The organism is Tepidimonas sp. (genome assembly GCF_036825565.1).
Classification (GTDB): Bacteria; Pseudomonadota; Gammaproteobacteria; order Burkholderiales; family Burkholderiaceae_C; genus Tepidimonas.
Genome location: NZ_DAISXZ010000030.1, coordinates 1 through 25,018 on the forward strand (window position 1 = coordinate 1; position 25,018 = coordinate 25,018).

General features: G+C 69.8%; 20 protein-coding genes and 1 pseudogene. 12 read left to right on the forward strand and 9 right to left on the reverse strand.

The features are described 5' to 3' along the window. Positions 1-124: 124 nt before the first annotated feature. From V7026_RS11435 to V7026_RS05795, 3 genes and pseudogenes are all read left to right on the forward strand, one after another. Positions 125-460: pseudogene (locus V7026_RS11435) on the forward strand (protoglobin domain-containing protein); the annotation flags it as partial. Between the two features lie 166 nt (positions 461-626). Next, the gene (locus tag V7026_RS05790; RefSeq protein ID WP_334154403.1) at positions 627-1,418 is read left to right on the forward strand and encodes a GGDEF domain-containing protein; all 792 of its coding nucleotides are present in this window, start codon (positions 627-629) and stop codon (positions 1,416-1,418) included. Positions 1,419-1,428: 10 nt separating this feature from the next. After that, the gene (locus V7026_RS05795; protein ID WP_334154405.1) at positions 1,429-3,495 is read left to right on the forward strand and encodes a glutamine--tRNA ligase; all 2,067 of its coding nucleotides are present in this window, start codon (positions 1,429-1,431) and stop codon (positions 3,493-3,495) included. 10 nt (positions 3,496-3,505) lie between these two features. Here V7026_RS05795 and infA read toward each other — a convergent pair whose 3' ends face one another. The 4 genes from infA to V7026_RS05815 form a co-directional block, all read right to left on the reverse strand. Continuing rightward, positions 3,506-3,772 carry a translation initiation factor IF-1 gene (infA, locus tag V7026_RS05800; protein ID WP_334154407.1) on the reverse strand — a complete coding sequence of 89 codons (267 nt, stop codon included), beginning with the start codon at positions 3,770-3,772 and terminating at the stop codon, positions 3,506-3,508. A gap of 676 nt (positions 3,773-4,448) precedes the next feature. After that, positions 4,449-5,603, reverse strand: coding sequence for an alpha-hydroxy acid oxidase (locus tag V7026_RS05805; protein ID WP_334154409.1), 1,155 nt, complete (start codon positions 5,601-5,603; stop codon positions 4,449-4,451). A 93-nt stretch (positions 5,604-5,696) separates the two neighbouring features. Beyond that, the gene (locus V7026_RS05810; protein ID WP_334154410.1) at positions 5,697-6,191 is read right to left on the reverse strand and encodes a bacteriohemerythrin; all 495 of its coding nucleotides are present in this window, start codon (positions 6,189-6,191) and stop codon (positions 5,697-5,699) included. A gap of 16 nt (positions 6,192-6,207) precedes the next feature. Beyond that, positions 6,208-9,090, reverse strand: coding sequence for an Rne/Rng family ribonuclease (locus tag V7026_RS05815; RefSeq protein WP_334154411.1), 2,883 nt, complete (start codon positions 9,088-9,090; stop codon positions 6,208-6,210). Positions 9,091-9,666: 576 nt separating this feature from the next. Between V7026_RS05815 and V7026_RS05820 the strand changes: the two genes are divergently transcribed. The 5 genes from V7026_RS05820 to lexA all read left to right on the forward strand — a co-directional run bounded on the left by V7026_RS05820 (position 9,667) and on the right by lexA (position 13,598). After that, positions 9,667-10,644, forward strand: coding sequence for an RluA family pseudouridine synthase (locus V7026_RS05820; RefSeq protein WP_334154413.1), 978 nt, complete (start codon positions 9,667-9,669; stop codon positions 10,642-10,644). Between the two features lie 49 nt (positions 10,645-10,693). Then, positions 10,694-11,005 carry an H-NS histone family protein gene (locus V7026_RS05825; RefSeq protein WP_334154415.1) on the forward strand — a complete coding sequence of 104 codons (312 nt, stop codon included), beginning with the start codon at positions 10,694-10,696 and terminating at the stop codon, positions 11,003-11,005. Positions 11,006-11,100: 95 nt separating this feature from the next. Beyond that, positions 11,101-11,802: an HAD family hydrolase gene (locus tag V7026_RS05830; RefSeq protein WP_334154417.1), complete on the forward strand. Its 702-nt coding sequence runs from the start codon at positions 11,101-11,103 to the stop codon at positions 11,800-11,802. Positions 11,803-11,830: 28 nt separating this feature from the next. Then, the gene (ylqF, locus tag V7026_RS05835) at positions 11,831-12,808 is read left to right on the forward strand and encodes a ribosome biogenesis GTPase YlqF (RefSeq protein ID WP_334154419.1); all 978 of its coding nucleotides are present in this window, start codon (positions 11,831-11,833) and stop codon (positions 12,806-12,808) included. A gap of 22 nt (positions 12,809-12,830) precedes the next feature. Then, positions 12,831-13,598, forward strand: a complete 768-nt coding sequence (gene lexA, locus V7026_RS05840) for a transcriptional repressor LexA (RefSeq protein WP_334154421.1) — start codon at positions 12,831-12,833, stop codon at positions 13,596-13,598. A gap of 46 nt (positions 13,599-13,644) precedes the next feature. Here lexA and katG read toward each other — a convergent pair whose 3' ends face one another. Next, the gene (katG, locus tag V7026_RS05845) at positions 13,645-15,822 is read right to left on the reverse strand and encodes a catalase/peroxidase HPI (RefSeq protein WP_334154423.1); all 2,178 of its coding nucleotides are present in this window, start codon (positions 15,820-15,822) and stop codon (positions 13,645-13,647) included. 267 nt (positions 15,823-16,089) lie between these two features. Between katG and V7026_RS05850 the strand changes: the two genes are divergently transcribed. Then, the gene (locus V7026_RS05850; RefSeq protein WP_334154425.1) at positions 16,090-16,701 is read left to right on the forward strand and encodes an NnrU family protein; all 612 of its coding nucleotides are present in this window, start codon (positions 16,090-16,092) and stop codon (positions 16,699-16,701) included. 49 nt (positions 16,702-16,750) lie between these two features. On the opposite strand, the gene V7026_RS05855 is transcribed toward V7026_RS05850, so the two are convergent. The 4 genes from V7026_RS05855 to V7026_RS05870 all read right to left on the reverse strand — a co-directional run bounded on the left by V7026_RS05855 (position 16,751) and on the right by V7026_RS05870 (position 21,242). Next, positions 16,751-17,938, reverse strand: a complete 1,188-nt coding sequence (locus tag V7026_RS05855) for an MFS transporter (RefSeq protein WP_334154427.1) — start codon at positions 17,936-17,938, stop codon at positions 16,751-16,753. Beyond that, a complete protein-coding gene (gene aroC / locus V7026_RS05860) occupies positions 17,935-19,050 on the reverse strand; it encodes a chorismate synthase (RefSeq protein ID WP_334154430.1) in 1,116 nt (371 codons plus the stop codon). The genes V7026_RS05855 and aroC overlap by 4 nt, the downstream gene beginning before the upstream one ends. A gap of 161 nt (positions 19,051-19,211) precedes the next feature. Next, the gene (locus V7026_RS05865; protein WP_334154432.1) at positions 19,212-20,756 is read right to left on the reverse strand and encodes a Na/Pi cotransporter family protein; all 1,545 of its coding nucleotides are present in this window, start codon (positions 20,754-20,756) and stop codon (positions 19,212-19,214) included. A 3-nt stretch (positions 20,757-20,759) separates the two neighbouring features. Beyond that, complete coding sequence (locus V7026_RS05870) at positions 20,760-21,242, reverse strand: CBS domain-containing protein (protein ID WP_334154433.1); 483 nt, start codon at positions 21,240-21,242, stop codon at positions 20,760-20,762. An 80-nt stretch (positions 21,243-21,322) separates the two neighbouring features. On the opposite strand from V7026_RS05870, the gene V7026_RS05875 reads away from it, so the two are divergent. The 3 genes from V7026_RS05875 to V7026_RS05885 all read left to right on the forward strand — a co-directional run bounded on the left by V7026_RS05875 (position 21,323) and on the right by V7026_RS05885 (position 24,832). Continuing rightward, on the forward strand, positions 21,323-22,633 hold the full coding sequence (locus tag V7026_RS05875; RefSeq protein ID WP_334154434.1) for an O-acetylhomoserine aminocarboxypropyltransferase: 1,311 nt from the start codon (positions 21,323-21,325) through the stop codon (positions 22,631-22,633). Between the two features lie 18 nt (positions 22,634-22,651). After that, positions 22,652-23,488, forward strand: coding sequence for an alpha/beta fold hydrolase (locus V7026_RS05880; protein ID WP_334154436.1), 837 nt, complete (start codon positions 22,652-22,654; stop codon positions 23,486-23,488). Between the two features lie 81 nt (positions 23,489-23,569). After that, positions 23,570-24,832: a cytochrome P450 gene (locus V7026_RS05885; RefSeq protein WP_334154438.1), complete on the forward strand. Its 1,263-nt coding sequence runs from the start codon at positions 23,570-23,572 to the stop codon at positions 24,830-24,832. Positions 24,833-25,018: the final 186 nt, after the last annotated feature.

Below are 25,018 nucleotides of genomic sequence, written 5' to 3' on the forward strand. Positions count from 1 at the left end.
CCCTACTGCCAACGCCCTCGCCCCCGACGCACCCCACGCCCCGCACGGCAGCGCCGATCCCGTTGCCGAATGGTGTGCCCTGCTGGACGCCGCCACGCCGGCGGTGCGCGCGCACATCGCCCGGGTGGTCGAGCAGCACGGCGCACAACTGGCCGAGGGCTTTTATCAGGACATGATGGCCCACCGGCAGGCCCAGGCCTTTCTGGACGCGGACATCGTGCACCAGCGGCTGCACGCCTCGCTGCAGCGGTGGTTGACCGAGCTGTTCGCCCCGCACACCGCGCAGGACGTGCCCGCCATCGTGGCCCACCAGCGCCATGTCGGCGAAGTCCACGCCCGCATCCAACTGCCCATGCACCTGGTGGCCCGCGGCGCGCGGCTGCTCAAGGGGCGGCTGCTGCAGCGCATCGCGGCCGGAGGCGCCGCGCCCGCGCTGATCGAAGCATCGATGGCCCACGTCGGCGCGCTGTTCGACTTGGCGCTGGAGTTGATGGCCGAATCCTATGTGCGCGACACCCAGCGCGTCGTGCGCAGCGAAGAAGCCTTTCGCCTGCACGCGCTGAGCCAAAACGTGCAGGTCGAGCGCGAACGCCAGCGCTCGCTGCTGGCCGAATGGGGGGCAGGACGTGCTATTCGCCCTGCACCGCGGCGGCGCGCCGCTGAACCTGCCCCGGCTGGGCAGTTCGGAATTCGGTCTGTGGTTCACCCACAAGGGCAGCAACCTGTTCGACGGCACGCCCGAGGTGGACCTGGTGCACCAGACCATGGAGCGGCTGGACGACGCGCTGCTGCCCCAACTGGAAAGCGGGCACGGCGACGCCCAGCGCCGCCACGCCCTGCTGATCGAGCTGCAGTCCGCGCTGGACACCCTCAAATACCTGGTCAACACCCTGTTCGAGCGCCATGTGGAGCTGGAGAGTGGCCGCGACACGCTCACACGGCTGCTCAACCGGCGCTTCCTCACTCCCATCCTGGCGCGCGAGATACACCTCGCCCAGAAGCGGCACACGGCCTTTTCGGTGCTGCTGCTCGATCTGGACCATTTCAAGCACATCAACGACGTTCACGGCCACGACGCAGGCGACAGCGTGCTGCAGCAAATAGCCACCATCCTGCTCAACAGCGTGCGCTCCAGCGACTTCGTGTTCCGCTACGGGGGCGAGGAGTTCCTGGTCCTACTGGTGGACGCACCGAGCGAGCAAGCCCAGGCGCAGGCCGAAAAGCTGCGCCAGCGCATCGCCGCCACACCGTTCGCGCTGGTCAACGGCGTGCACCTGTCGCTGACCGCCAGCATCGGCGTCGCGCCCTACAGCGGCCACCCGGATTACCAGTACCTGATCAACCAGGCGGACGAGGCCCTCTACCGCGCCAAGCACGGCGGGCGCAACCGGGTCTGTCTGGCGACGGGGGCCGCCTAGAATCGGGGCCATGAGCGACCACGCCCCGCACTTCTCCCCTCATCCACCCACTGCCAGCAATTTTCTGCGCCAGATCATCGAGCGCGATCTGGCCCAGGGCCGCTACCACGGCCGTCTGTGGGGCGGCAGCCCCGGCGACGGCAGCCACCACGAGCAGGGCGCGGCCGACCCGGCCCGGGTGCGCATGCGCTTTCCGCCGGAGCCCAACGGCTACCTTCACGTGGGCCACGCCAAGAGCATCTGGCTCAACTTCAGCCTGGCGCAGGCCTATGGCGGCGTGTGCCACATGCGCTTCGACGACACCAACCCCGAGAAGGAGGACCAAGAGTACGTCGATTCCATCCTGGATGCCGTGCAGTGGCTGGGCTGGAGCTGGGAAGCCCACGGCACCCGCCATCTGTATTACGCGAGCGACTACTTCGATTTCATGTACCGGGCGGCCGAGTACCTGATCGAAACCGGCCATGCCTACGTGGATGAACAGACGCCGGAGCAGATGCGGGCCAACCGCGGCACGCTGACCGAACCCGGCATCGACAGCCCCTACCGCAACCGCCCGGCCGAGGAGAGCCTGGCGCGCTTTCGCGAAATGCGCGACGGCCGTCACGCGGACGGCGCGATGGTGCTGCGCGCCAAGATCGACATGGCCTCGCCCAACATCAACCTGCGCGACCCGGCCATCTACCGCATCAAGCACGCCGCGCACCACAACACCGGCGACGCCTGGTGCATCTACCCCATGTACACCTTCGCGCACCCGATCGAGGATGCGCTGGAGAACATCACCCACAGCATTTGCACGCTGGAGTTCGAGGACCAGCGGCCGTTCTACGACTGGCTGCTCGAGCGCATCGTGCCTATTCTGCGCGCACCGCAGTTCGAGCGGGCCAAACAACTGATCGAGCGCATCGAGCAACAAGGGCTTGAAGCGGGCAAGGAATTTGCGCTGCGCTGCCACAACCATGCGCACAAGCTCGGCTTGAACACCGAGCCCGAGCAGCGCATGCGGGCACTGTTCACGAAATGGGAACACGACCGCGACGCGGTGCTGCGCGACTTGGGCGAGTTTTTCGGGCTGCTCAAAGCGCAGACGCACCAGTTCACGCCGCTGCTGGCGGCGGCGCTGGAGGCGCACCGCATCGAGCCGTTCAACCTGCCCCACCAGTACGAATTCGCCCGGCTGAACCTAACCTACGTGGTCACCAGCAAGCGCAAGCTCAAGCAACTGGTGGACGAGGGCATCGTCAGCGGCTGGGACGACCCGCGCATGCCCACCATCGTCGGCCTGCGCCGCCGCGGCTACACGCCCGAAGCCATCCGCCTGTTCTGCGAACGCACCGGGGTCAGCAAAGCCGGGGGCTGGATCGATTACAGCAACCTGGAGATCGCGCTGCGCGACGACCTGGAAGGCAAGGCGCCGCGCGCCATGGCGGTGCTCGATCCGGTCCAGCTCAAGCTCACCAACTGGGCGCAGGTGTTTGGCGATGCTGGCCACCGCGAGAGCTGCAGTGCCCCGGTGCATCCGCAGCGACCGGAGCTGGGCCAGCGCAACTTCAGCCTGGGGCCGGAAATCTGGATCGAGCGCGAGGACTTCATGGAGCAGCCCCCCAAGGGCTATTTCCGCCTCTTCCCCGGCAACAAGGTGCGCCTCAAGTACGGCTATGTGGTCGAGTGCACCGGCTGCGAGAAGGACGCCGACGGCCGCGTCACGGCCGTGCTGGCCACGGTGGTACCCGACACCAAGAGCGGCACGCCCGGGGCCGACGCCGTCAAGGTCAAGGGCACGCTGACCTGGGTGGGCGTGCACGAAGCCGTGCCCGCCGAGGTGCGCCTGTACGACCGGCTGTTCGCCGATCCGCAGCCCGACGCCGGTGGCAAGGACTTCAAGGCCGCGCTCAACCCCGCCAGCCTGCGGGTGGTGACGGCCTACCTGGAGCCCTCGCTGGCGAACGCCCCGCGCGAGGAGCGTTACCAGTTCGAGCGGCACGGCTATTTCGGCACCGACCGCGTGGACCACACGCCCGAGCGGCCGGTGTTCAACCGGATCGCGGGCCTGAAAGACAGCTGGGGCAAGTGAGCCGCGCCGGTCAGCGCGGCTTGTGCCGGGCGGCGGGGGCCCCGCCGCCCGTGCGCGGCTCCAGGTGTCGGAAGGTGATGCGGCCTTTGCTCAGGTCGTAGGGCGACAGCTCCAGCGACACGCGGTCGCCCGCCAGGATGCGGATGTGGTGCTTGCGCATCTTGCCCCCGGTATAGGCGACCAGGGTGTGCCCGTTTTCCAGGGTGACGCGGTAGCGGGAGTCGGGCAGGATCTCGTCGACCGTGCCGCGCATCTCGATCAATTCTTCTTTGGCCATGGGGGCCTCCTAGGGATGACGATGCGGGATGGGGGCAGGCCCGCCTGGCCTGCTGGCCATCGAGCGCATCAGGGGGTGTGGGGGACGATGGCCGAGAAATCTGCCGCCGGAACCGGCGGCCATGTTCGGCCGGACGTGGGCGCGCGCCAACGCCTGGGCAACGCGGTGTCACGAACCACCGCGATCCGTGGACCACGATGCACGCGGGGGCGCAAGCGGAAAAAACGCCCCGACACCGCCCGACTCTAACACAGAGTGATCCCGGGCGCGGTTGGCGATGGCCCGACACCGAGGGGGTTGGCCCCGGCGTATGATGGGGCGCTTCGCAGCCCGCCCCTTCGCACCGTGTGGCAGACGATCCGTGCGCTGCCGCGCGCCGTATCGCTCATCGGCTTGATCAGCCTGATCGACGATTCGGCGTCCAACCTGGTGTACCCCCTGGTTCCGCTCTATCTGACCTCGGTGCCGATGGCGGGCCCGCGCGCGTTGGGCATGATCGAGGGCATTGCCGAAGCGGCGGCGCGGCACCGCGTTTGGCTGGTTCAACATTACGACGAGGGCCATGCCGCTGCCGGCATCGTTCGTATTCTGACTGCTGTACGAGCACGCAGGCGCCGGCCCCCCCCAAACAGCCACCACGGCCGGGACTGGCGGCGGCCGTTGAGCGTCCGAAACGTCAGGCCACCGGGTAGGTGCCCGGAATCAGGATCGAGCGGTCCACGGTGTCGATGTTGGTGTGGCCGGTGAAGGCCATGGTGATGTCGAGCTCCTTGTGCAGGATTTCCAGCACCTTGGTCACGCCCGCCTCGCCCATGGCGCCCAGGCCGTACAGGAAGGCGCGGCCGATGTAGGTGCCGCGCGCCCCCAGCGCACGGGCCTTGAGCACATCCTGGCCGCTGCGGATGCCGCCGTCCAGGTGCACCTCGATGCGGTGTCCCACCGCCTCCACGATGCGCGGCAGCGCGCGGATGCTCGACTCCGCCCCGTCGAGCTGGCGCCCGCCGTGGTTGCTGACGATCAGCGCATCCGCGCCGGAGTCGGCGGCCAGCTTGGCATCTTCCACATCCATGATGCCCTTGAGGATGAGCTTGCCCCCCCAGCGCTTCTTGATCCACTCGACATCGCCCCAGTTGAGCCGCGGGTCGAACTGCTGCGCCGTCCACGCCGACAGGCTGCCCATGTCGGCCACGCCCTTGACATGCCCGACGATGTTGCCGAACTGCCGCCGGGGCGTGCCCAGCATGCCCAGGCACCAGCGGGGTTTGGTCATCATGTTCACGATGTTGGGCAGGGTCAGCTTGGGCGGCGCGGACAGGCCGTTCTTCAGATCCTTGTGGCGCTGCCCCAGAATCTGCAGGTCGAGCGTGAGCACCAGCGCGCCGCAGTTGGCGGCCTTGGCGCGGTCGATCAGCCGCTCGATGAAGTCGCGGTCGCGCATCACATAGAGCTGGAACCAGAAGCCTTCCCCCGCGTGCCGGGCCACGTCCTCGATGGAGCAGATGCTCATGGTCGACAGCGTGAAGGGCACGCCAAACGCGCGCGCCGCGCGGGCGGCCAGGATTTCGCCATCGGCGTGCTGCATGCCGGTCAGCCCCGTGGGCGCCAGCGCCACCGGCATGGCCACGGGTTGGCCGACCATGGTGGTGCGCGTGCTGCGCCCCTCCATGTTGACGGCGACCCGCTGGCGCAGCTTGATGGGCTGGAAGTCGGATTCGTTGGCGCGGTAAGTGCTCTCGGTCCACGAGCCGCTGTCGGCGTAGTCGTAGAACATGCGCGGCACGCGCCGTTGCGCCAGCCGGCGCAGGTCTTCGATGCAGGTGATGACGGTCATGGGGACTCCTTCCTCGTGCGCATCCTAGCGCCGAAGCCCCCGGGCGTCACTTGAAATGCCGGTGCGCGCCGTTGAAGAAACGTCGCAGCCGCCTCAACTGCAATGCACGCTGCCGCAGCCGGTCATGGTCGCGGGCCGCACCCGGCTGGGATCGGCCAGGGTCTCGGTGCGCGAGTCGAAGCCCACGGCCCGCATGTGCTGCGCCAGCCCGGCATCCATGGTCTGCGCATGCATGGGAAACCACTCGGCCAGCGCCGCCGCCATGCGGTCGATGATCTCCCGATCCCCTTGCAGGAAGTGCGCCTCCACGGCCCGCATGGTGTCCAGGATCTGCCGATGGTGCGCGGCGTGGCAGTTGTCCTCGGCAAAGCCGACGGCCACCATCCAGCGCTCCTCGCGCTCGAAGTGCTCCACCGTGTGCGCGACCAACGCCCGGTAGGGCTCGAGCTGTTGGTCGTGCGGCAGCGCGCGCAGCCGGGCAAGCTGGGTGACGAACTCCTCGTGGGTCTCGTCCATGCGGCCGTCGCCCGTGACCAGCGAGTCGCCCCAGACGAGGTCGGGGATTTCGGGGAAGGTGTCGGTATCCATGGCGGGGGACCCTCGTTCAGGCGTCGAAGGGGAACTTCAGCTCGCGCAAATCCCGTTTGGTCTCGATCAGCACCAGCGGCTCGTCGCTGACCGCGGGGGCAGGACGCGGCTCGCGCGGCACATGCACCGGGGGCGGCTCGGCCGCGATGGCGGCCTGCACCGCCGCCACTTTGTCGGCGTCCGACTGCACCCATTCCAGGCCGGCCTGACGGGCCAGGACGGCCAAATCCTCGATCGGCAGGCGGTACGGCTGCGCGGCGGCGGACGGCTGTGCCGCGGGGGCTGCGGCCGGGGGCATCGTGGCGAGCGTTGTTGCGGGCGCTTCGACAGGCGCTTCGACAGGCGTCACGCTGGGTGCCGACACCCGTGCGGGGGCCGGCGGCTCCACGGGCACCGCCGACGTGGCGGCGGGCTCCGCCGGGGTCGGCGGCACCGTGAAGTACGAGCGGCGCGGGGGTTCGAGCGCGCCGCCGTCGGCCGCGGCGCCGGCTTCCGGGGCCTGGGCACCGTTCGGGACGGCGCCCGCCCCGTCTTGACGGCGGTTGCGGTCGCGCCCGTAGCGGTCGCGGCTGCGGCGCTCGCGCGGTGCGCGCGTGGCTTCCGCCGGTTCGGTCGCCGTTGCGCCACCTGTGCCGCCATCCTCGTCCACCGGCGCGGCAGCAGTGGGGGCATCGGTCAGGGTATCGGGCGTGACCTCGGTCGCGGCGGACACAGCCCCGTTGTCGGCGGCCTCGCCGCGCGAGCGGCGCCCGCGGCGGCGGCGCTCCCGGCGCTCGGCCGGCGCGCCATCGGCACGTGGCTCGGCCGGCGCGTCATCGGCACGTGGCTCGGTCGCGGCCACATCGGTGGCTGTCACACCTTCATTGCGAGTCGTGGGTCGGGCCTCGCCCCGCTCGGGACGCGGGGGCCGATCGGCACGTTCGCTGCGCTCGCCGCGTTCCGCACGGCTCTCGCGGCCTTCTCGGCCTTCACCGCTGCGCACCGCCTCCCCACGGCCGCGCCCCCCGCGGTTGCCCCGACCCCGGCGCTCGTCGCTGCCGGTGCGCTCGCGCACGTCCACAGTAGGGGCCGGCGCGGGGGTGGCCGCAGGCACCGGCGACTGCGCCGGCGGGGTGGCCGGGACGGCCTGCCACCCAAACAGGCGCTTTAGCCAGGCCAGGAAGCCCGTCTCGGCCGGTACCGACGGGGCGACAGGCACGGGGGCCGGCGCAGGCGCCGGGCTGACCGGTGCCACGGCCGGCGCGGCGGCGGTGGGCGCGGCCGGTGCCTCGGCCCGCGGTGCGGTCACCGGGGCGGGGCTGTCCGGCAGCACGCCCTTGATGATCGGCTCCTGCCGGTTGGTGCGCTCCTGGCTGCGCCGCGTCACCATCGCCACGTCCTCGACGATGTCGGCGAGCTTGTAGCTGGCGTCCAGGTTGTCCAGCCGCGGGTCGTCGTGCTTCAAGCGCTCCAGCTTGTAGTTCGGCGTCTCCAGCGACTTGTTCGGCACCAGCAGCACGCTGATGCGCTGCTTGAGCTCGATCTTGGTGATCTCGACGCGCTTTTCGTTGAGCAGGAAGCTGGCCACGTCCACCGGCACCTGCACCAGCACGGCGGCGGTGTTGTCCTTGAGCGACTCCTCCTGGATCACGCGCAGGATCTGCAGCGCCGACGATTCGGTGTCGCGGATGTGGCCGGAGCCACCGCAGCGTGGGCAGGGGATGGAGGCGCCTTCCGACAGCGTCGGGCGCAGGCGCTGGCGGCTCATCTCCAGCAGGCCGAACTTGCTGATCGGCGCAAACTGCACGCGCGCGCGGTCCTGCTTGAGCGCCTCGCGCAGGCGGTTTTCGACCTCGCGGCGGTTTTTGCTGTCCTCCATGTCGATGAAGTCGATCACGATCAGCCCGCCGAGGTCACGCAACCGCGCCTGACGCGCCACCTCGTCGGCGGCCTCCAGGTTGGTGCGCAGAGCGGTCTCCTCGATGTCGCCGCCCTTGATGGCGCGCGCCGAGTTGACATCGATGGCCACCAGCGCCTCGGTCTGGTCGATCACGATCGCGCCGCCCGACGGCAACGTCACCGTGCGGCTGTAGGCGGTCTCGATCTGGTGCTCGATCTGGAAGCGCGAGAACAACGGTGCGTTGTCGCGGTAGCGCTTGACGCGGTTGACGTACTCGGGCATCACGTGCGACATGAAGCCGCGCGCCTGCTCGTAGATGTCGTCGGTGTCGATCAGGATCTCGCCGATGTCGCTGTTGAAATAGTCGCGGATCGCGCGGATGACCAGCGTCGATTCCTGGTAGATCAGCTCCGGCTTGGACAGCGCCTTGGCCGCGCCCTCGATCGCGTTCCACAGCTTGAGCAGGTAATTGAGGTCCCACTGCAGCTCGGCGGCCTCGCGCCCGATGCCGGCGGTGCGCGCGATGATCGACATGCCGCTCGGGTATTCCAGCTTGTCCAGCGTGGCCTTCAATTCGGCGCGGTCCTCGCCCTCGATGCGCCGGCTGACGCCGCCGCCGCGCGGATTGTTCGGCATCAGCACCACGTAGCGGCCCGCCAGGCTGATGAAGGTGGTCAGCGCCGCGCCCTTGTTGCCGCGCTCCTCCTTTTCCACCTGGACGAGCAGTTCCTGGCCTTCCTTGATGACGTCCTGGATGCGCGCCTGCGACGGCGGCACGTTGCCCTGGAAATACTGCTTGGAGATTTCCTTGAACGGCAGAAAGCCGTGGCGGTCCTCGCCGTAATCGACGAAGCACGCCTCCAGCGACGGCTCCACGCGCGTGACGACGGCCTTGTAGATGTTGCCTTTGCGCTGCTCGCGCCCTTCGATCTCGACTTCGTAGTCGAGCAGTTTTTGCCCATCGACGATCGCCAGCCGGCGCTCTTCGGCCTGCGTGGCGTTGATCAGCATGCGTTTCATTTTGCGTTCCTCAGACTCGGTCGTACAAGCGCCCTCGATGGGCGCGGATGCCGCGAACCGCGGACCGGTCGAGCGAACGGGGAGGAATTGCCGGAGAGCCTCTGGGATGCGCAGAGCCCTGCCCGGCGTGCGCCGGGCAGGGGGGTCACGCGCTCCCGGGCATGGGCGCGTGGATCACGGTGAACAGGGACGACGGGCCGTTGTGCAGCACGGGAAAGGCGGGCGTCTCGGTGGTCACTGAATCCTCGTGCAGCCCGCCACACGGCGATTCGGCTTGGCCGCGGGCTGCACGTCGGGGGTATTCCGTATCGGGTTCGCTGACTGAATGAACGTCGGTTCTACCGGGGCGAGGCGCATCCATCCGGGGACCGACGGCCCAAACACGACGGACCTGGCCCGGATGTGCCGCCCCGCCCAGGGTTCGGCAAGAATATGTCTATCTGCGCTCTGGAGCGACCTGCGTGCCGTACACTTCGCGGCGACCCGATCCTTTTTCGGCGCACGGACAGACGCTGAGATTATAGGCGTGGACCGCGTGGCGTGTGATGCGCTGGGGGGGTGGGTCGCCGCTTGCCCATGTCCAATGCCGCCGTCCGTCACCTCACCGTCGATGCCGAGTCCGCCGATCAGCGGCTCGACAATTATTTGCTGCGCGAGCTCAAAGGCGCGCCCAAAACGCTGATCTATCGCATCATCCGCAGCGGCGAGGTTCGGGTCAACAAGGCGCGCGCCCGCGCCGACACCCGGCTGCAAGAGGGCGACGATGTGCGGCTGCCCCCGGTGCGCCTGCCCGAGCGGGTGATCGGCGCCGCGCCGGCGGCCGTGCCCGCGCGGGAGTTCCCCGTGCTCTACGAGGACGATTGGCTGCTGGCGATCGACAAGCCTGCCGGCGTGGCCGTGCACGGCGGCAGCGGCGTGTCGTCCGGCGTGATCGAGCAGCTGCGCCGAGCCCGACCCGGTGCGACGCTGCTCGAGCTGGTGCACCGCCTGGACCGCGAGACCAGCGGCGTGCTGCTCGTGGCCAAGCGGCGCAGCGCGCTCAAACGCATGCAGGACCAGTTTCGCGAGCGCAGCACGGGCAAAACCTATCTGGCGCTGGTGCGCGGCGAATGGCCCACCGCCCGCAAGGTGATCGATGTCCCCTTGCACAAATACCTGCTGCCCGATGGCGAACGGCGTGTGCGCGTCACCGATGCGCGCGACCCCCTGGGGCAGCGCTCGATTTCGCTGGTGCGGGTGCTGGGAGACGTGCCCCCCCCGCCCGGCACGCCGGCGGGCGCCCAGCGCATGACACTGTTGGCCGTCTCCATCAAAACCGGCCGCACCCATCAAATTCGGGTGCATCTGGCCCACGCTGGCCATCCCATCGCCGGCGACGACAAGTATGGCGATTTCGAATGGAACCGCCTGCTGGCTCGGCTCGGGCTCAAGCGGATGTTTCTGCACGCCTGGCGGCTGACGATACGGCATCCGGTGACGGAGCAGGAATTGCAATTGCATGCGCCATTGCCGCCCGAATTGGCCGATTGGGGCGACGTGCGGCGATTTTTTTGATTACAATCGCACCGTCCGATCCGTTTTGTTCAACCGTTGGGGAACGCTCATGGCAACCTATGCAGAACTGAAAGCCCAAGCCGAGGCCCTTCTGGCCCAGGCGGAGCAATTGCGCAAGCAAGAGCGCGCCGGTGTGATCGCCGAGATCCGCGCCCGCATGGCCGAATACGGCATCACGACCGAAGAATTGGCCACCACCGGCGCGCGCGGCGGCAAGGCCAAGGCCGGCCGCTCCAAGGCCGAGCCCAAATACCGCGGCCCCAACGGTGAACTCTGGTCCGGTGGCCCGGGCCGCAAGCCGGAATGGGTGCGCAACATTCTGGCCGCCGGCGGCAACATCGAGAACTTCCGCATCGCATAAACCCTCTGACACAGGGAAGGCAAAAGGCGCCTGTCATGCGCCTTTTGTCATTTTGGCGCCCCGGATTCGGGGCCGTTGCCGTTTCCGGGCCCACCGTGACCGATTCCACCGCTCTCGTTACCGCTTCTTTTGCCACCGACCGTCCCCGGCGTTACGACCTGATCGCCTTCGACTGGGACGGCACGTTGTTCGATTCCACCGCGCTGATCGTCGGCTGCATCCAGGACGCGGTGCGCGACGTCGGCGGACAGGCGCCCTCGCGCGAGCGCGCCGCCTGGGTCATCGGCATGGGTTTGGCCCAGGCGCTGGCGCACGCCGCGCCGGACGTGCCGCCCGAGCGCCAGCCGCTGCTGGTGGAGCGTTACCGCCACCACTGGTTTGCGCGCCAGCACGAGGTCACTCTATTCGACGGAGTACTGCCGCTGCTGACCGATCTGCGCGGCCGCGGCCACCGGCTGGCCGTGGCCACGGGCAAAAGCCGCCGCGGGCTGGACGTTGCCTTGCAGACGGTGGCGCTGCATGGAGTCTTCGACGCCTCGCGCACCGCCGAAGAGACGGCCGGCAAACCCGACCCGCAAATGCTGCTCGAACTGATGGCCGAATTCGACGTGCCACCCGAGCGCACCCTGATGATCGGCGACACCACGCATGACCTGCAGATGGCGCGCAACGCCGGCTGCGCCGCAGTCGCGGTCACCTATGGCGCCCACGCGCACGAAGACCTGCGCTCGCTGCAGCCAGCGTTCGTGGCGCACACCGTGGCCGACCTGCATGCCTGGCTGCGCGCGCACGCGTGACCGTCCGCCCCCGTTCAGGAGCCCGCCCGTGAGTGTCCAGTGGTTTCCCGGTCATATGTACGCGACGCAAAAGGCGTTGCGCGAGCGACTCAAGACCACGGACGTGGTCATCGAACTGCTCGACGCCCGGCTGCCGGGGTCGAGCGCCAATCCGCTGCTGGCCCAACTAATCGGTGAACGGCCCACGCTGAAGGTGCTGAACAAGGAAGACCTGGCCGACCCGGCGCGCACCGCGCAGTGGCTGGCCCACTACAACGCCCAACCCCGCACCCGTGCGATCGCCTTGCACGCCCACACCCCGGGGCCGGCGCGTGCCCTGGTGGCCGAGTGCCGTCGGCTGGCACCGCACCGCGGCGGCATGGTCAAGCCGCTGCGGGTACTGATCGCCGGCATCCCCAACGTGGGCAAGTCCACCCTGATCAACACCCTGCTCGGCAAACGCGCCGCCAAGGCGGCAGACGAGCCGGGCGTCACCCGCCAGGAGCAGCGCGTCGTGCTGGCCGACGACGTGTATCTGTACGACACTCCGGGCCTGCTGTGGCCCAAGATCATCGTGCCGGAAAGCGGGGACCGGCTGGCCGCCAGTGGCGCCGTCGGACGCAATGCCTTCGACGAGGAAGCCGTCGCGCTGGCCCTGCTGCGGGCGCTGCAGGCCGATTACCCGGCGCTGCTGGAGGCCCGCTACCGCCTGGGGTTGGCGCCGGCGGCCATCGCCGCGCTGCCCGACCACGAGCTGCTGGCCGCGATTGGCCGCAAGCGCGGCGCATTGCTGCCCGGGGGGCGCATCGACCCCCACAAAGCCGGCGAAACGGTGCTGGCGGATTTTCGCGCCGGGGCCATCGGTCGCATCACGCTGGAAACGCCGCAAACGTTTGCCGCTTGGCTAGACGCGGCGCGGGCGGCCGAAGCGCAGTTGCAGGCGCAGCGTCAGGCCCGCCGTGCCCCGCGCCGCCCGACCGGGCCCGAGGCCGCGCAACGCCACCCCGACGCTGGCACAAACCCGTGAGGCGCTGCTACAGTCCGCGGTCATGCAGTCGCAGCCCCTTCAGCCCCCGCGGTCCAGGTCCGCTCGGGCGGCCGCTGCGCACGATCCGGCGGATGGCCTGACGCCCCGGCAGCGCGAGGTGCTCGATTTCATTGCCGGCCATGTGCGCGATCGCGGCGTGCCCCCGACGCGGGCGGAGATCGCACACGCCTTCGGCTTTCGATCGCCCAATGCGGCCGAAGCGCACCTGCGGGCACTGGAACGCAAAGGCGCGGTGCAGTTGCTCGGCGGCAGTGCCCGGGGCATCCGCGTGCTGGGCGCAACAAGGGCGCCCGGGGCCCCAGCGCTCCCCCAGGGCGACACAAAGGCGCACGCCCCTGCCGTAGCCCCCGTGCCGCCTTGGCGCACCGGCGAGGTCAACCTGCTCCACTTGCCCCTGATCGGGCGGGTGGCGGCTGGCTCCCCCATCCTGGCGCAAGCGCATGTCGAGGCCACCTACCCCGCCGACGCGCGCTGGTTTGCCCGCCGACCCGACTATCTGCTGCGGGTGCGCGGCTGGTCCATGCGCGACGCCGGCATCCACGACGGGGACCTGCTGGCCGTGCAGGCTGTGCGCGAGGCCCGCCCCGGCCAGACCGTGGTGGCCCGCCTAGGGGACGAGGTCACGGTCAAGCGCCTGCAACGCGAGGGCGCGTACTGGCGGTTGCAGGCCGCCAACCCCGAGGTGGCCGACATCCTCGTGCGCCCAGGCGATGCGTTTGCCATCGAGGGCGTGGTCGTGGGCCTGCTGCGGCCGCAAGGCTGGGATTGACTGCCGGGCCGCTGCCCACCCTCTGGTGGGATACCGACCGCCTGCGTCAGGGCCGCAGGTCGTAGCGGTCGGCGTTCATGACCTTACTCCAAGCGGCCACGAAGTCGCGCACGAACTTCTCGCGTCCGTCGTCCTGGGCATAGACCTCGGCGTAGGCGCGCAACACGGCGTTGGAGCCAAACACCAGGTCAACCCGCGTGGCGGTCCAGCGGGTTGCCCCCGTGGCGCGGTCCACGATGGCGTAGCTGTTGCGCCCGGTCGGCTTCCAGCCGTAGGCCATGTCGGTCAGGTGCACGAAGAAGTCATTGCTCAACACGCCGACACGGTCGGTGAATACCCCGTGCGCCGACCCCCCGTGATTGGCACCGAGCACGCGCAGGCCGCCGACGAGCACCGTCATCTCGGCCGCGGTCAGACCCATGAGCTGTGCGCGGTCGAGCAGCAATTCCTCCGGCTGTGCCGCGTAGTGCTGTTTGAGCCAGTTGCGGAACCCATCGGCCACGGGCTCCAGCACCGCAAACGACTGGACGTCGGTCTGCGCCTGCGTGGCGTCGCCGCGCCCCGGCGCAAACGGAACCTCGACCGGGTAGCCGGCGGCGCGGGCGGCCTCTTCCACCGCCATGCTGCCGGCCAGGACGATCACGTCGGCGATGCTGGCGCCGGTCTCTGCGGCGATGCGCTCATAGACGGGCAGCACGCGCGCCAAACGCTCGGGCTCGTTGCCGGCCCAATCCTTTTGCGGGGCCAGCCGGATGCGCGCCCCGTTGGCACCGCCGCGGAAGTCCGATCCGCGGAAGGTGCGGGCACTGTCCCAGGCCGTGGCCACCCGCTCGGCAATACCCAATCCCGCGGCGGCGATCCGGGCGCGCACGGCGGCCACGTCGTAATCGGTCCGACCCGCGGGGACGGGATCTTGCCAAATCAGGTCTTCGGTGGGCGCCTCGGGGCCGATGTAGCGCGTGCGTGGCCCCATGTCGCGGTGCGTAAGCTTGAACCAGGCGCGGGCAAACACCTCCGAGAAATACGCCTGGTCGGCCGCAAACCGCTCCGAAATTCGGCGGTACTCGGGGTCCATCTTCATCGCCATGTCGGCATCGGTCATGATGATGCGGTGGTTGCGCAGGGTGGGGTCTTCCACGTCGGGCGGGACATCCTCGGGCCGCAGGCCGATCGGCTCCCACTGCCAGGCGCCGGCAGGACTCTTTTTGAGCTCCCATTCGTAGCCGAGCAGAAGCTTGAAGTAGCCGTTGTCCCACCGGGTGGGGTTCGTGGTCCACGCCCCTTCCAGACCGCTGGTCACGGTGTCGCGACCGATGCCGCGGGTGGTGTGGTTGTTCCAACCCAGGCCCTGTTCCTCGATCGGCGCGCCTTCGGACGCAGGGCCCAAGTTGGCCGCGCTGCCGTTGCCGTGCGCCTTGCCGACGGTGTGCCCGCCGGCGGTGAGGGCCACGGTTTCCTCGTCGTTCATGCCCATACGGGCGAAGGTTTCGCGCACCTGGGCGGCGGTGCGCAAAGGGTCCGGCTGGCCATTGACACCCTCGGGGTTCACATAGATCAGGCCCATCTGCACGGCGGCCAGCGGGTTGGCCAAGGTGCTGGCGTCGTCCAGGCTGCCGTAGCGGGCGTCGCTGGGGGCCAGCCACTCCTTCTCATCGCCCCAGTAGACATCCTTCTCCGGGTGCCAGACGTCCTCTCGCCCGAAGGCAAAGCCATAGGTCTTCAGGCCCATGGACTCGTAGGCGACATTGCCGGCCAGGATCATCAGATCGGCCCAGCTGATCCGGTTGCCGTATTTCTTCTTGATCGGCCACAGCAGCCGGCGCGCCTTGTCCAGATTGGCGTTGTCCGGCCAGGAGTTGAGCGGCGCGAACCGCTGGTTGCCGGTGTTGGCGCCGCCGCGACCGTCCGCGATGCGGTACGACCCCGCCGCGTGCCAGGCCATGCGAATCATCAACCCGCCGTAGTGGCCCCAATCGGCAGGCCACCACGGCTGGCTGTCGGTCATCAAGGCCGTCAAATCGCGCTTGATCGCATCTACGTCGAGCTGGCGCACCGCCTCCCGGTAGTTGAAGCCGGGCAGCGGATTGGTCTTGGTGTCGTGCTGGTGCAGGATGTCCAGGTTCAGGGAATTTGGCCACCAGGCCATATTGGACGTTGCGGCGGTGGTGTGGGTGCCGTGCATCACGGGGCACTTGCCGACGGCTTCGCGGGCGGGGGCGTTCATGGTCATCTCCTTGCAGACGGGTTGGCCGACATCAGGGCCGCGAGCCATGCATGCACTGCCGAGTGGGGCACGGTGTGGCGGCACCTAATAGAAATCACCAATCAATAATTGATTTGTGATTGCGCTTCATTCTATCGGGTCTGCCACGTGCGGCGGTCATTCTTCCCAATCGCCGCGATAGGACCAGACCTGGCCGCGCAGCCGCCGCCTTGGGCTTGCGGCTATGATGTACGTCACCCTTGAACCTCAACCGACCGGAGGCGAGCGATGCAGTGGCTGGTGCTGGGCTTGATCCTGTTTTTGGGCGTGCACTCGGTGCGCATCGTGGCCGACGACTGGCGCAACCAGACCATCGACCGCATCGGGCTGGGCGCATGGAAGGCGGTTTACTCCCTGGTGTCGGCCGTCGGGCTGGGGCTGATCATCTGGGGCTACGGCGTGGCCCGCCAGTCCCCGGACGTGCTGTGGAGCCCGCCGCTGGGGATGCGCCACGCCGCCTCGCTGCTGACGCTGGTGGCTTTCGTGCTGTTGGTGGCGGCTTATGTTCCGGGCAATGCGATCAAGGCGCGGCTGGGCCACCCGATGGTGCTGTCCGTCAAGCTGTGGGCCTTTGCCCACCTGCTGTCCAACGGCACACTGGCAGACGTGTTGCTGTTTGGCGGCTTTTTGGCATGGGCGGTGCTCGATTACCGCACGGCGCGGCGCCGCACGCCCGCCGTTCGCGACGATGCCGACGACGAGGATGACACCCTGGTGACCGCCACCCGCGAGCCGTCGTTGGCGGCCACGGCGGCCACCGTGGTCGTCGGGCTGGTCGCGTGGGCGGTGTTCGCGTTCTGGGCGCACGGCGTGCTGATCGGCGTGCGTCCCTTCGGCTGATCGTGCACCCACGGCTGCGGGCGCGGCGTCAACGCCGTCTGCCCCGCCGTCAATCCCCCAGGCGGCGCACCACGAGGGCCGCCCCGGTGGCTGCCGCGGCGGAGACCATGCCGGCCACGAAGACGGCGCTCAGCCCATGGTGGGTGCTGATCCACCCACCCAGCGCCCCTGCGGTCACCCCGGAACAGCCATAACCGATCAACGAATACAAGGCCTGCCCCCGCGCGCGCAGCCGCCCCGGAAAGTGGCGGTTGATGAGGGCGATGCAGACCGTGTGGTGAGCGGCAAAACCGATGGCATGCACCGCTTGCGCCAGCAGCAGCACGCCCAGCCAATGTGCCCCCCAGGCCGTCGCCGCCATGCGCGCCACCGTCAGGGCCGACGCCAGCACCAGCCACTGCCCCAGCGCCAGCCGCGGCAGCCAGCGACCCTGGGTGAAAAACCAGGCGATCTCCACCACCACGGCAGTGGCCCACAGCGCGCCGATCACGCCTTTGCCGTACCCCAGGCGGTCCAGGTAGAGCGAGAAGAAGATGTAGATGAACACGTGCGCCAGCACATGCAGAAACATGGAGGCAAAAAACCACGCCACGACGGGCTGGCGCAACACCGGCCAGACGCGCCCGCCCGCGGCATCGCGCGCATGCGGCGGGTCGCGCCAGCGCGGCATGGCCCACACCGCGCCCACCACCAGCGCCAGCGTCGCATTCGCCCAGAACGGAAAACTCGCGAGCCCGTGGCGCTCGAACCAGGCGCCCGCCGCCAGCACCGTCACCAGAAAGCCCAGCGATCCCCACAGGCGAACGCGGCCGTAGCGGCGCGCGTCGAACCCGCCCGAGGCGCTGACGGCATGCGCCAACGCCGTCTCGGACAGCGGCATCATGGCGCTGGTGTGCGTAAACAGCAGCAGCAACACCAGCGGCAACCAGGCGGGCACAGGCTGCCACCACAGCCCCAGGGACAGCACCAGCGACACGCCCGCGCACACCCGCAGCCAGCGTACCGGCTCGCCGGTGCGGTCGCTCAGCCACCCCCACAGGTAGGGAGCGAACAGCCGCGTCGCCGACTGCAGCGAGGTCAGCAGCCCGATGGCCCACAGGCCGTAGCCCAGTTCCTGCAACCACAGCGGCAGGTACGGATTGAAAAAGCCGATGTGCGCAAAATAGCCCGCCGCGAGGGCCGCAAAGGGCCACAGCCCGCGCACACGCCGGGCATCGGCGGGCGGGCCGCCGCTCATGAGCGGGAGACGCCGCCCGGGGCCTCGGCCGCGACCGGCCCGGGGGTGACGCGCACATCCCCACACTGCGCGCGGTGGCGCAGCGCATGGTCCATCAGGACGATCGCGAGCAGCGCCTCCACGATGGGCACGGCCCGAATGCCGACGCAGGGGTCGTGCCGGCCCTTGGTGATGACTTCCGTCGGCTCGCCCGCGGTGTCGATGGACGGCCGCGGCACGAGGATGGAGCTGGTGGGCTTGATGGCCAGCGTGACGACGATGTCCTGCCCCGTGCTGATGCCCCCCAACACCCCACCCGCGTGGTTGGACAGAAAGCCCTGGGGAGTGATGCCATCACCGTGCTCGCTGCCCCGCTGCGAGACGCTGGCAAAGCCATCGCCGATTTCCACGCCCTTGACCGCGTTGAGACCCATCATGGCGTGCGCGATGTCGGCGTCCAGGCGGTCGTAGATCGGCTCGCCCAGCCCGGCGGGCACCCCCTGCGCGACGACGCGCAGCCGCGCCCCCACCGAGTCACCGGCCTTGCGGATCTCGGTCAGATACGCGTCCAGCGCCGACACATCGGCCACTGGCGCAAAAAACGGGTTGCCATCGACGTGGTCCCACGATTCGAACGGCACGCTCTGCGTGCCCATCTGGAGCAGGGCGCCCCGAACCACCGTGCCAAACTGCTCGCGCAGCCATTTGCGCGCGACCGCCCCCGCCGCCACGGTGGGCGCAGTCAGGCGCGCGGACGAGCGTCCGCCCCCGCGCGGATCGCGGATGCCGTACTTGTGCCAGTAGGTGTAGTCCGCATGCCCGGGTCGGAAGGTCTGGGCGATGTCGCCGTAATCCTTACTGCGCTGGTCGGTGTTGGCAATCAGCAACGCGATGGGCGTGCCCGTGGTGCGCCCCTGGTACACCCCGCTCAGAATCTGCACCTGGTCCGCCTCTTGCCGCTGGGTGACGAACTTGCTGCTGCCGGGCCGTCGCCGGTCGAGGTCCGGCTGAATGTCGGCCTCGGCAAGCGGCAACCCCGGCGGACAGCCGTCGATGACGCAGCCGATGGCCGGTCCGTGCGATTCGCCGAAGTTGGTGACGCGAAACAGGGTGCCCAGGGTGTTGCCGCTCATACCCGGGATTATCCCGCAGCCGCCTGCGCCCGACCGTCGTCACCAGCGGGGGCATCGGCCGCGCGCTGCAGCACCACGGCGGCCTTGACCAGTTGCTGTAGGCTGCGGCGCAGTTCGCTGCTGGCGCGCAGCCAGGCCTCCGTCGCCTCGATGGCCAGCCGTCATTCGGCCCCGGCACGCAGCAAGGCGGCCTTGAGCACGGCGTAGGCATCCTCGGCCTCGCGCAACGCGGCCTCGCTCGCAGCCGGGGACGGGGCGGGCGCGCCGTCGTCCAGCAGGGCCAGCAACGCGATCGACCGGCGCCGAAAGGCCGCCAGTTCCAGCGCCGGCACGCCGGCGGGCGGCGTGGGCCAAGGGGCCAGCGCCTCGGCCGCCTCACCGGCCAGCTCCACCGCCACCTCGGCGTAGCGGGCCACGCGCAGCATATCCGGCAGCCGCGCCGCGCTGTCGGCGGACATCTCGGCGCGCTGCAGGCGCACGACGAAGTCCGCCACCGCGCGCTGCAGGGCCATGGCCACCGCACGCGCCCGCGCCAGCCGGGCCCGCACGGCGGCATCGTCGCCGCCGGCGCGCTCCGCCACCGCGTCGCCGGCCAGCGCGGGTAGGTCGAACACCGTCCCCAAGGAGCGCGCCGCCAGTCCGCGGAATCGCCCCAACTCCCGGCGCAGCGCGTCCAACGCCAGCACGGGCACGGCCAGCACGGTCGCGTCCAGGAAGCGGGGGCGCGACTCGTCCTCCTCGGCGGTGCGAAACCGTGCCTGCAGCCAGCGCGTCAGCCGCCCGGCCAGCGGCCACATCAGCACCACGCCCAGCACATTGAAAACCGTGTGGAAGAGCGCCACCGTCAAGGCCGGCGAATCGTCGAGCCCCACGGCGTGCATGGCCTGTAGGAGCCACTGCACCAACCAGGGCAACAGCGCCAGCGCCACCAGCCCCGTCAGCAGGTTGAACAACACATGCGCGCTGGCGGCCCGGCGGGCGTTGGGGGTAGCCCCCAGGGCGGCCAGCACCGCCTTGACCGACGTGCCGATGTTGGCCCCGATGACCACGGCCGCCGCCCCGTGGGCCGAAAGCAGCCCAGCCCCTGCGGCGCTGAGCGCGAGGGTGAGAGCGGCGCTGGAGCTTTGCATCAGCACCGTCAGGACCAGGCCCGCCAGCAGTTGGGTCAGCACCACGCGCCAGTCGCTGCCGGCCGGCAGCGATATCTGTTGGGCCACGTTGCCAAAGGCGCCGCGCAGCACGTCGATGCCCAGGAACAGCAAGCCAAACCCCGCGCACGCCGTGCCCAACGCCCCGCGGCGCGTGCCATGCCCGGTCACGCGCAACCCCACCCCCAACCCGATCAGGGGCAGCGCCAGCAGGTCGATCTTCAGCCCAAAGCCCAGCACCGCGACGATCCAACCCGTCATGGTGGTGCCGACGTTGGCGCCAAACAGCACCCACAGCGCCTGGCCCAGATTGAGCAGCCCCGCGTTGACGAAGCCGATCGTGGCCACCGTGACCGCGCTGGAGGACTGCACCACCGCCGTGACCAGGGCGCCAGCCGCCAGCCCGCGCCAGCGGGTGCGAGTGGAGGCGGTCAAAATGCGCTCCAGCGCAGGCCCTGCGGCCAGCCGCAGACCGTCCGTCATGAGCTCCATACCCATGATGAACAGGCCCACGCCGCCGAGCAGGCCGGCGAGCAAACCGCCCAGACCGTCGATCACGGATCAGCGCGCGACCGGCTGCTGTTCCGGCCCGCCGGGGGCGGTGTCATCCTCCTCCGGCCAGTCGCGGATGTAGGCTTTGAGCATCTTGTTCTCGAAGCTCTGCGTCTCGACCACGGCCTTGGCCACGTCAAAGAAGCTGATCACGCCCATCAGCATGCGGTTGTCCATCACCGGCATGTAGCGGGTGTGGCGCTCCAGCATCATCGGGCGCACTTCGTCCAGCTCGGTCTCGGGGGTGCAGGTCATGGGGTGATCGTCCATGATGCTGCGCACCGTGACCGTGCCCACGGTGCCACCGTTGCGCGCGATGGTGTCGATCACCTCGCGAAAGGTGAGCATACCCACCAGTTCGCCGTGCTCCATGACGGCCAGCGAGCCGATGTCGTACTGCGCCATCGTCTCGACCGCGCGGGCCAGCGACTCGTCCGGCGCTACCGTGTAGAGCGTGCCGCCTTTGACGCGCAAAATGTCACGGACTTTCATGGTGGGGCTCCTGTTGTCTCGAAGGCGCGGCTAGGAGGCCGCTGTGCAGGCTAATATAGACCACAACACGAGGAGACACCATGCCCGGTTACGCCGATCCCGGCTTCGACACGCTGGCCCTGCACGCCGGTGCCGCCCCCGACCCCGCCACCGGCGCGCGCGCGGTTCCGATCCATCTGACGACCTCGTTCGTCTTCGAATCGACCGACCACGCCGCGGCGCTGTTCAACCTGGAGCGCGCCGGCCACGTTTACAGCCGTATCAGCAACCCCACCACCGCGGCGCTGGAGCAGCGCGTGGCCGCCTTGGAGGGTGGCATCGCTGCCGTGGCCACCGCCAGCGGGCAGGCGGCGCTGCACCTGGCGATTGTCACGCTGATGGGCGCGGGCGGGCACATCGTCGCCTCCAGCGCGCTCTACGGCGGCAGCCACAACCTGCTGCAGCACACGCTGCCGCGCTTGGGCATCCAGACCACCTTCGTGCCGCCGGGCGACCTGGACGCCTGGCGCGCCGCGGTGCGCCCCAACACCCGGCTGTTCTTCGGCGAGACGGTCGGCAACCCGGGGCTGGACGTCCTGGACATCCCCGCGGTGGCCGAGATCGCGCACGCCGCCGGCGTGCCGCTGCTGGTGGACTCGACGCTGACCACACCGTGGCTAATCCAGCCGCTGGCGCTCGGCGCGGACCTGGTGTACCACTCGGCGACCAAGTTCTTGAGCGGCCACGGCACCGTGATCGGCGGCGTGCTGGTCGATGGCGGCTCGTTCGACTGGGACGCCGCGCACGCACGCGACGGGCGCTTTGCGGAGCTGACCGAGCCGTACGCGGGCTTTCACGGCGTGGTGTTCAGCGAGGAATCGACGGTGGGGGCGTTTGCGCTGCGCGCGCGCCGCGAGGGGCTGCGCGACTTCGGCGCCTGCATGAGCCCGCACACCGCATGGCTGATCCTGCAGGGCATCGAGACGCTGCCGCTGCGCATGGCGCGCCACATGGCCAACACCGAGCGGGTGGTGAACTTTCTGGCGGTGCACCCGTTGGTGGCGCGCGTGCGCCACCCGCTGCGGCCGGACCATCCGAGCCACCAACTGGCGCAACGGCTGCTGCCGCGCGGCGCCGGCAGCGTGTTCAGCTTCGAGCTCGAGGGCGGCCGCGCGCAGGGCCGCGCCTTCATCGAGGCGCTCAAGCTCTTCAGCCACCTGGCCAACGTCGGCGACTGCCGCAGCCTGGTCATCCACCCGGCCAGCACCACGCATTTTCGCATGAGCGACGAGGCGCTGGCCGCCGCCGGCATCGGGCCGGGCACCATCCGCCTGTCGATCGGGCTGGAAGATCCCGACGACCTGATCGACGATTTGAAGCGCGCCTTCAAGGCCGCCGAGAAAGCCGCCTGACCCCGGGGAGCCCTGACCATGCTGATCGACGTGCACGGCGCCCCGCTGTACGCCTACACCGGCGGCCGCCACTTCGACCCCGCCCGCCCCACGGTGGTGTTCATCCACGGCGTGCTCAACGACCACAGCGTCTGGATTCTGCAGAGCCGTTACCTGGCGCACCACGGCTTCAACGTGCTGGCCATCGACCTGCCGGGCCACGGCCGCAGCGGCGGCGAGCCGCCGGAGCGCGTCGCCGATGGCGCGCGCGCGGTGCTCGGGCTGCTGGATGCGCTGGGCGTGGACCGCGCGGCACTGGTGGGTCACAGCTTTGGCTCGCTGATCGCGCTTCAGGCCGCGGCCGACGCGCCGCCGCGCATCTCGCAGCTGGCGCTGGTCGGCACCGCCTATCCGATGCGGGTGTCGCCCGCGCTGCTGGACGCCTCGCTGAACACGCCCGAGAAGGCCATCGCCATGGTCAACGTGTTCAGCCACTCGACGCTGGCGCCACCGCCGTCGGCGCTCGGCCCCGGCACGTGGCTCTACGGCGGCGCACGCGCGCTGATGCGCCGCGTGCTGACGAGTAACCCGCGCGTCAACGTGTTCCACCGCGGCTTCACCGCGTGCGACACCTATCAGGACGGCGAGACCGCCGCGCGGCGGCTGGCCTGCCCGGTGCAGTTCATCCTCGGCACGCGCGACCAGATGACGCCGCCCAAGGCCGCCCAGCCACTCATCGACGCTGCGCGCGCCGCTGGCGTGCCGGTGGAGGTGGTGCGGCTGCCGGCGGGCCACGCCCTGATGACCGAGGCGCCCGACGGCGTGCTGGATGCCCTGCGCGCCTTCCTGCGGCCGCTGCAAGCGCAGTCGGCCTGAGGCTGCTCCATGACCAGCGCGGCAAGCCCCCGAGTCGGGACGGCACCCCAGCCGGTGCCGCCGCAGGCGATCACGCCGCCGATGTCGCGTGAGCACGCCGAAGCCATCGCCGCCGCCTTCGATCTGCGCCGGCTGCCGCCGGACTTCCTGGCCAACCCGTACCCGGTCTACGCCGCCCTGCGCGCGCGCCAGCCGGTGCGCGCCATGCCCGACGGCAGCTGGTTCCTGACCCGGCACGCGGACTTGGTCGCCGTGTACCGCGACGCGGCCACCTTCAGCTCCGACAAGCATGTCGAGTTCGCGCCGAAGTACGGCGCCGACTCCCCGCTGTACGAGCACCACACCACCAGCCTCGTCTTCAACGACCCGCCGCTGCACACGCGCGTGCGCAAGCTCATCATGGGAGCGCTGACGCGCCGCGCCATCGCCGACCTGGAGCCGGGGCTGGTGCGGCTGGTCGACGGACTGTTGGACCGGTTGCAGGCGCGCGGCGGCGGCGACCTGATCGAGGACTTCGCCGCGGCCATCCCGGTGGAGATCATCGGCAATCTGCTGGGCGTGCCGCACGACGAGCGCGGCCCGCTGCGCGGCTGGTCGTTGGCCATCCTGGGCGCGCTGGAGCCGGTGCTGACCCCGGCGCAGCAGGACGCGGGCGAGCGCGCCGTGCGCGAGATGCTGGACTACCTGCGCGTGCTGGTCGCGCAGCGCCGCCGCCATCCGCTCGATCCGCAGCGCGACGTGCTGACGCGCCTGATCCAGGGCGAGGCCGATGGCGAGCGCCTGAGCGAGACCGAGTTGCTGCACAACTGCATCTTCCTGCTCAACGCCGGGCACGAGACGACCACCAACCTGATCGGCAACGCGCTGGTGTGCCTGCAGGAATGGCCGCAGGAGAAGACCCCGCTGCTGGCGCGGCTGCACGAGGCGCGCGACCAGCCCGAGGCGCAGGAGGCGATCCTGGGCGCAGCGGTGGACGAGTTCCTGCGCTTCGAGTCGTCCAACCAGCTCGGCAACCGGCGCGCGCTGCGCGAGGCCGAGGTGGGCGGCGTGCGCCTGCCGGCCGGCGCGCTGGTGACGCTGTGCATCGGCGCGGCCAACCGCGACCCGGCCGTGTTCGCCGACCCCGAGCGGCTGGACCTCGCCCGCGCCGACAACCGGCATCTGGCCTTCGGCTTCGGCGTGCACCAATGCGCGGGATTGAGCCTGGCGCGGCTGGAGGGCCGCATCGCAATCGGGCGCTTCCTCGCGCGCTTTCCGCACTATGCGCTGAGCGCGCCGCCCGTGCGCGGCGGGCGGGCACGCTTCCGCGGCTTCTTGCGCGCGCCGTTCGTGATCGAGGGCTGACCGCCCGGCGGTGGCCGGCACCCCCGAGCCGAGCACCAAGGCGGTGCGCCGACGCCGGCGGTCGACCCGCGAATCCGCTGCGATCACCCGCTCCCAGCCCGGCCCCGCCAGGCGCCCCGGCCAGGCACGCCTTTTGCTAATTCGTCGTCCCTGAAATATTCATTTCAACCCAAATTGTCCATTAGG

Excerpts from the sequence above, each read along its gene's own strand:
- V7026_RS05850 (WP_334154425.1), top strand. The coding sequence starts at position 16,090 with ATGCAGTGGCTGGTGCTGGGCTTGATCCTGTTTTTGGGCGTGCACTCG.
- V7026_RS05880 (WP_334154436.1), top strand. The coding sequence starts at position 22,652 with ATGCTGATCGACGTGCACGGCGCCCCGCTGTACGCCTACACCGGCGGC.
- lexA (WP_334154421.1), top strand. The coding sequence starts at position 12,831 with ATGCAGTCGCAGCCCCTTCAGCCCCCGCGGTCCAGGTCCGCTCGGGCG.
- V7026_RS05875 (WP_334154434.1), top strand. The coding sequence starts at position 21,323 with ATGCCCGGTTACGCCGATCCCGGCTTCGACACGCTGGCCCTGCACGCC.
- V7026_RS05825 (WP_334154415.1), top strand. The coding sequence starts at position 10,694 with ATGGCAACCTATGCAGAACTGAAAGCCCAAGCCGAGGCCCTTCTGGCC.
- V7026_RS05885 (WP_334154438.1), top strand. The coding sequence starts at position 23,570 with ATGTCGCGTGAGCACGCCGAAGCCATCGCCGCCGCCTTCGATCTGCGC.
- V7026_RS05855 (WP_334154427.1), bottom strand. The coding sequence starts at position 17,938 with ATGAGCGGCGGCCCGCCCGCCGATGCCCGGCGTGTGCGCGGGCTGTGG.
- aroC (WP_334154430.1), bottom strand. The coding sequence starts at position 19,050 with ATGAGCGGCAACACCCTGGGCACCCTGTTTCGCGTCACCAACTTCGGC.
- V7026_RS05815 (WP_334154411.1), bottom strand. The coding sequence starts at position 9,090 with ATGAAACGCATGCTGATCAACGCCACGCAGGCCGAAGAGCGCCGGCTG.
- infA (WP_334154407.1), bottom strand. The coding sequence starts at position 3,772 with ATGGCCAAAGAAGAATTGATCGAGATGCGCGGCACGGTCGACGAGATC.
- V7026_RS05805 (WP_334154409.1), bottom strand. The coding sequence starts at position 5,603 with ATGACCGTCATCACCTGCATCGAAGACCTGCGCCGGCTGGCGCAACGG.
- V7026_RS05870 (WP_334154433.1), bottom strand. The coding sequence starts at position 21,242 with ATGAAAGTCCGTGACATTTTGCGCGTCAAAGGCGGCACGCTCTACACG.
- V7026_RS05810 (WP_334154410.1), bottom strand. The coding sequence starts at position 6,191 with ATGGATACCGACACCTTCCCCGAAATCCCCGACCTCGTCTGGGGCGAC.
- katG (WP_334154423.1), bottom strand. The coding sequence starts at position 15,822 with ATGAACGCCCCCGCCCGCGAAGCCGTCGGCAAGTGCCCCGTGATGCAC.
- V7026_RS05795 (WP_334154405.1), top strand. The coding sequence starts at position 1,429 with ATGAGCGACCACGCCCCGCACTTCTCCCCTCATCCACCCACTGCCAGC.
- V7026_RS05820 (WP_334154413.1), top strand. The coding sequence starts at position 9,667 with ATGTCCAATGCCGCCGTCCGTCACCTCACCGTCGATGCCGAGTCCGCC.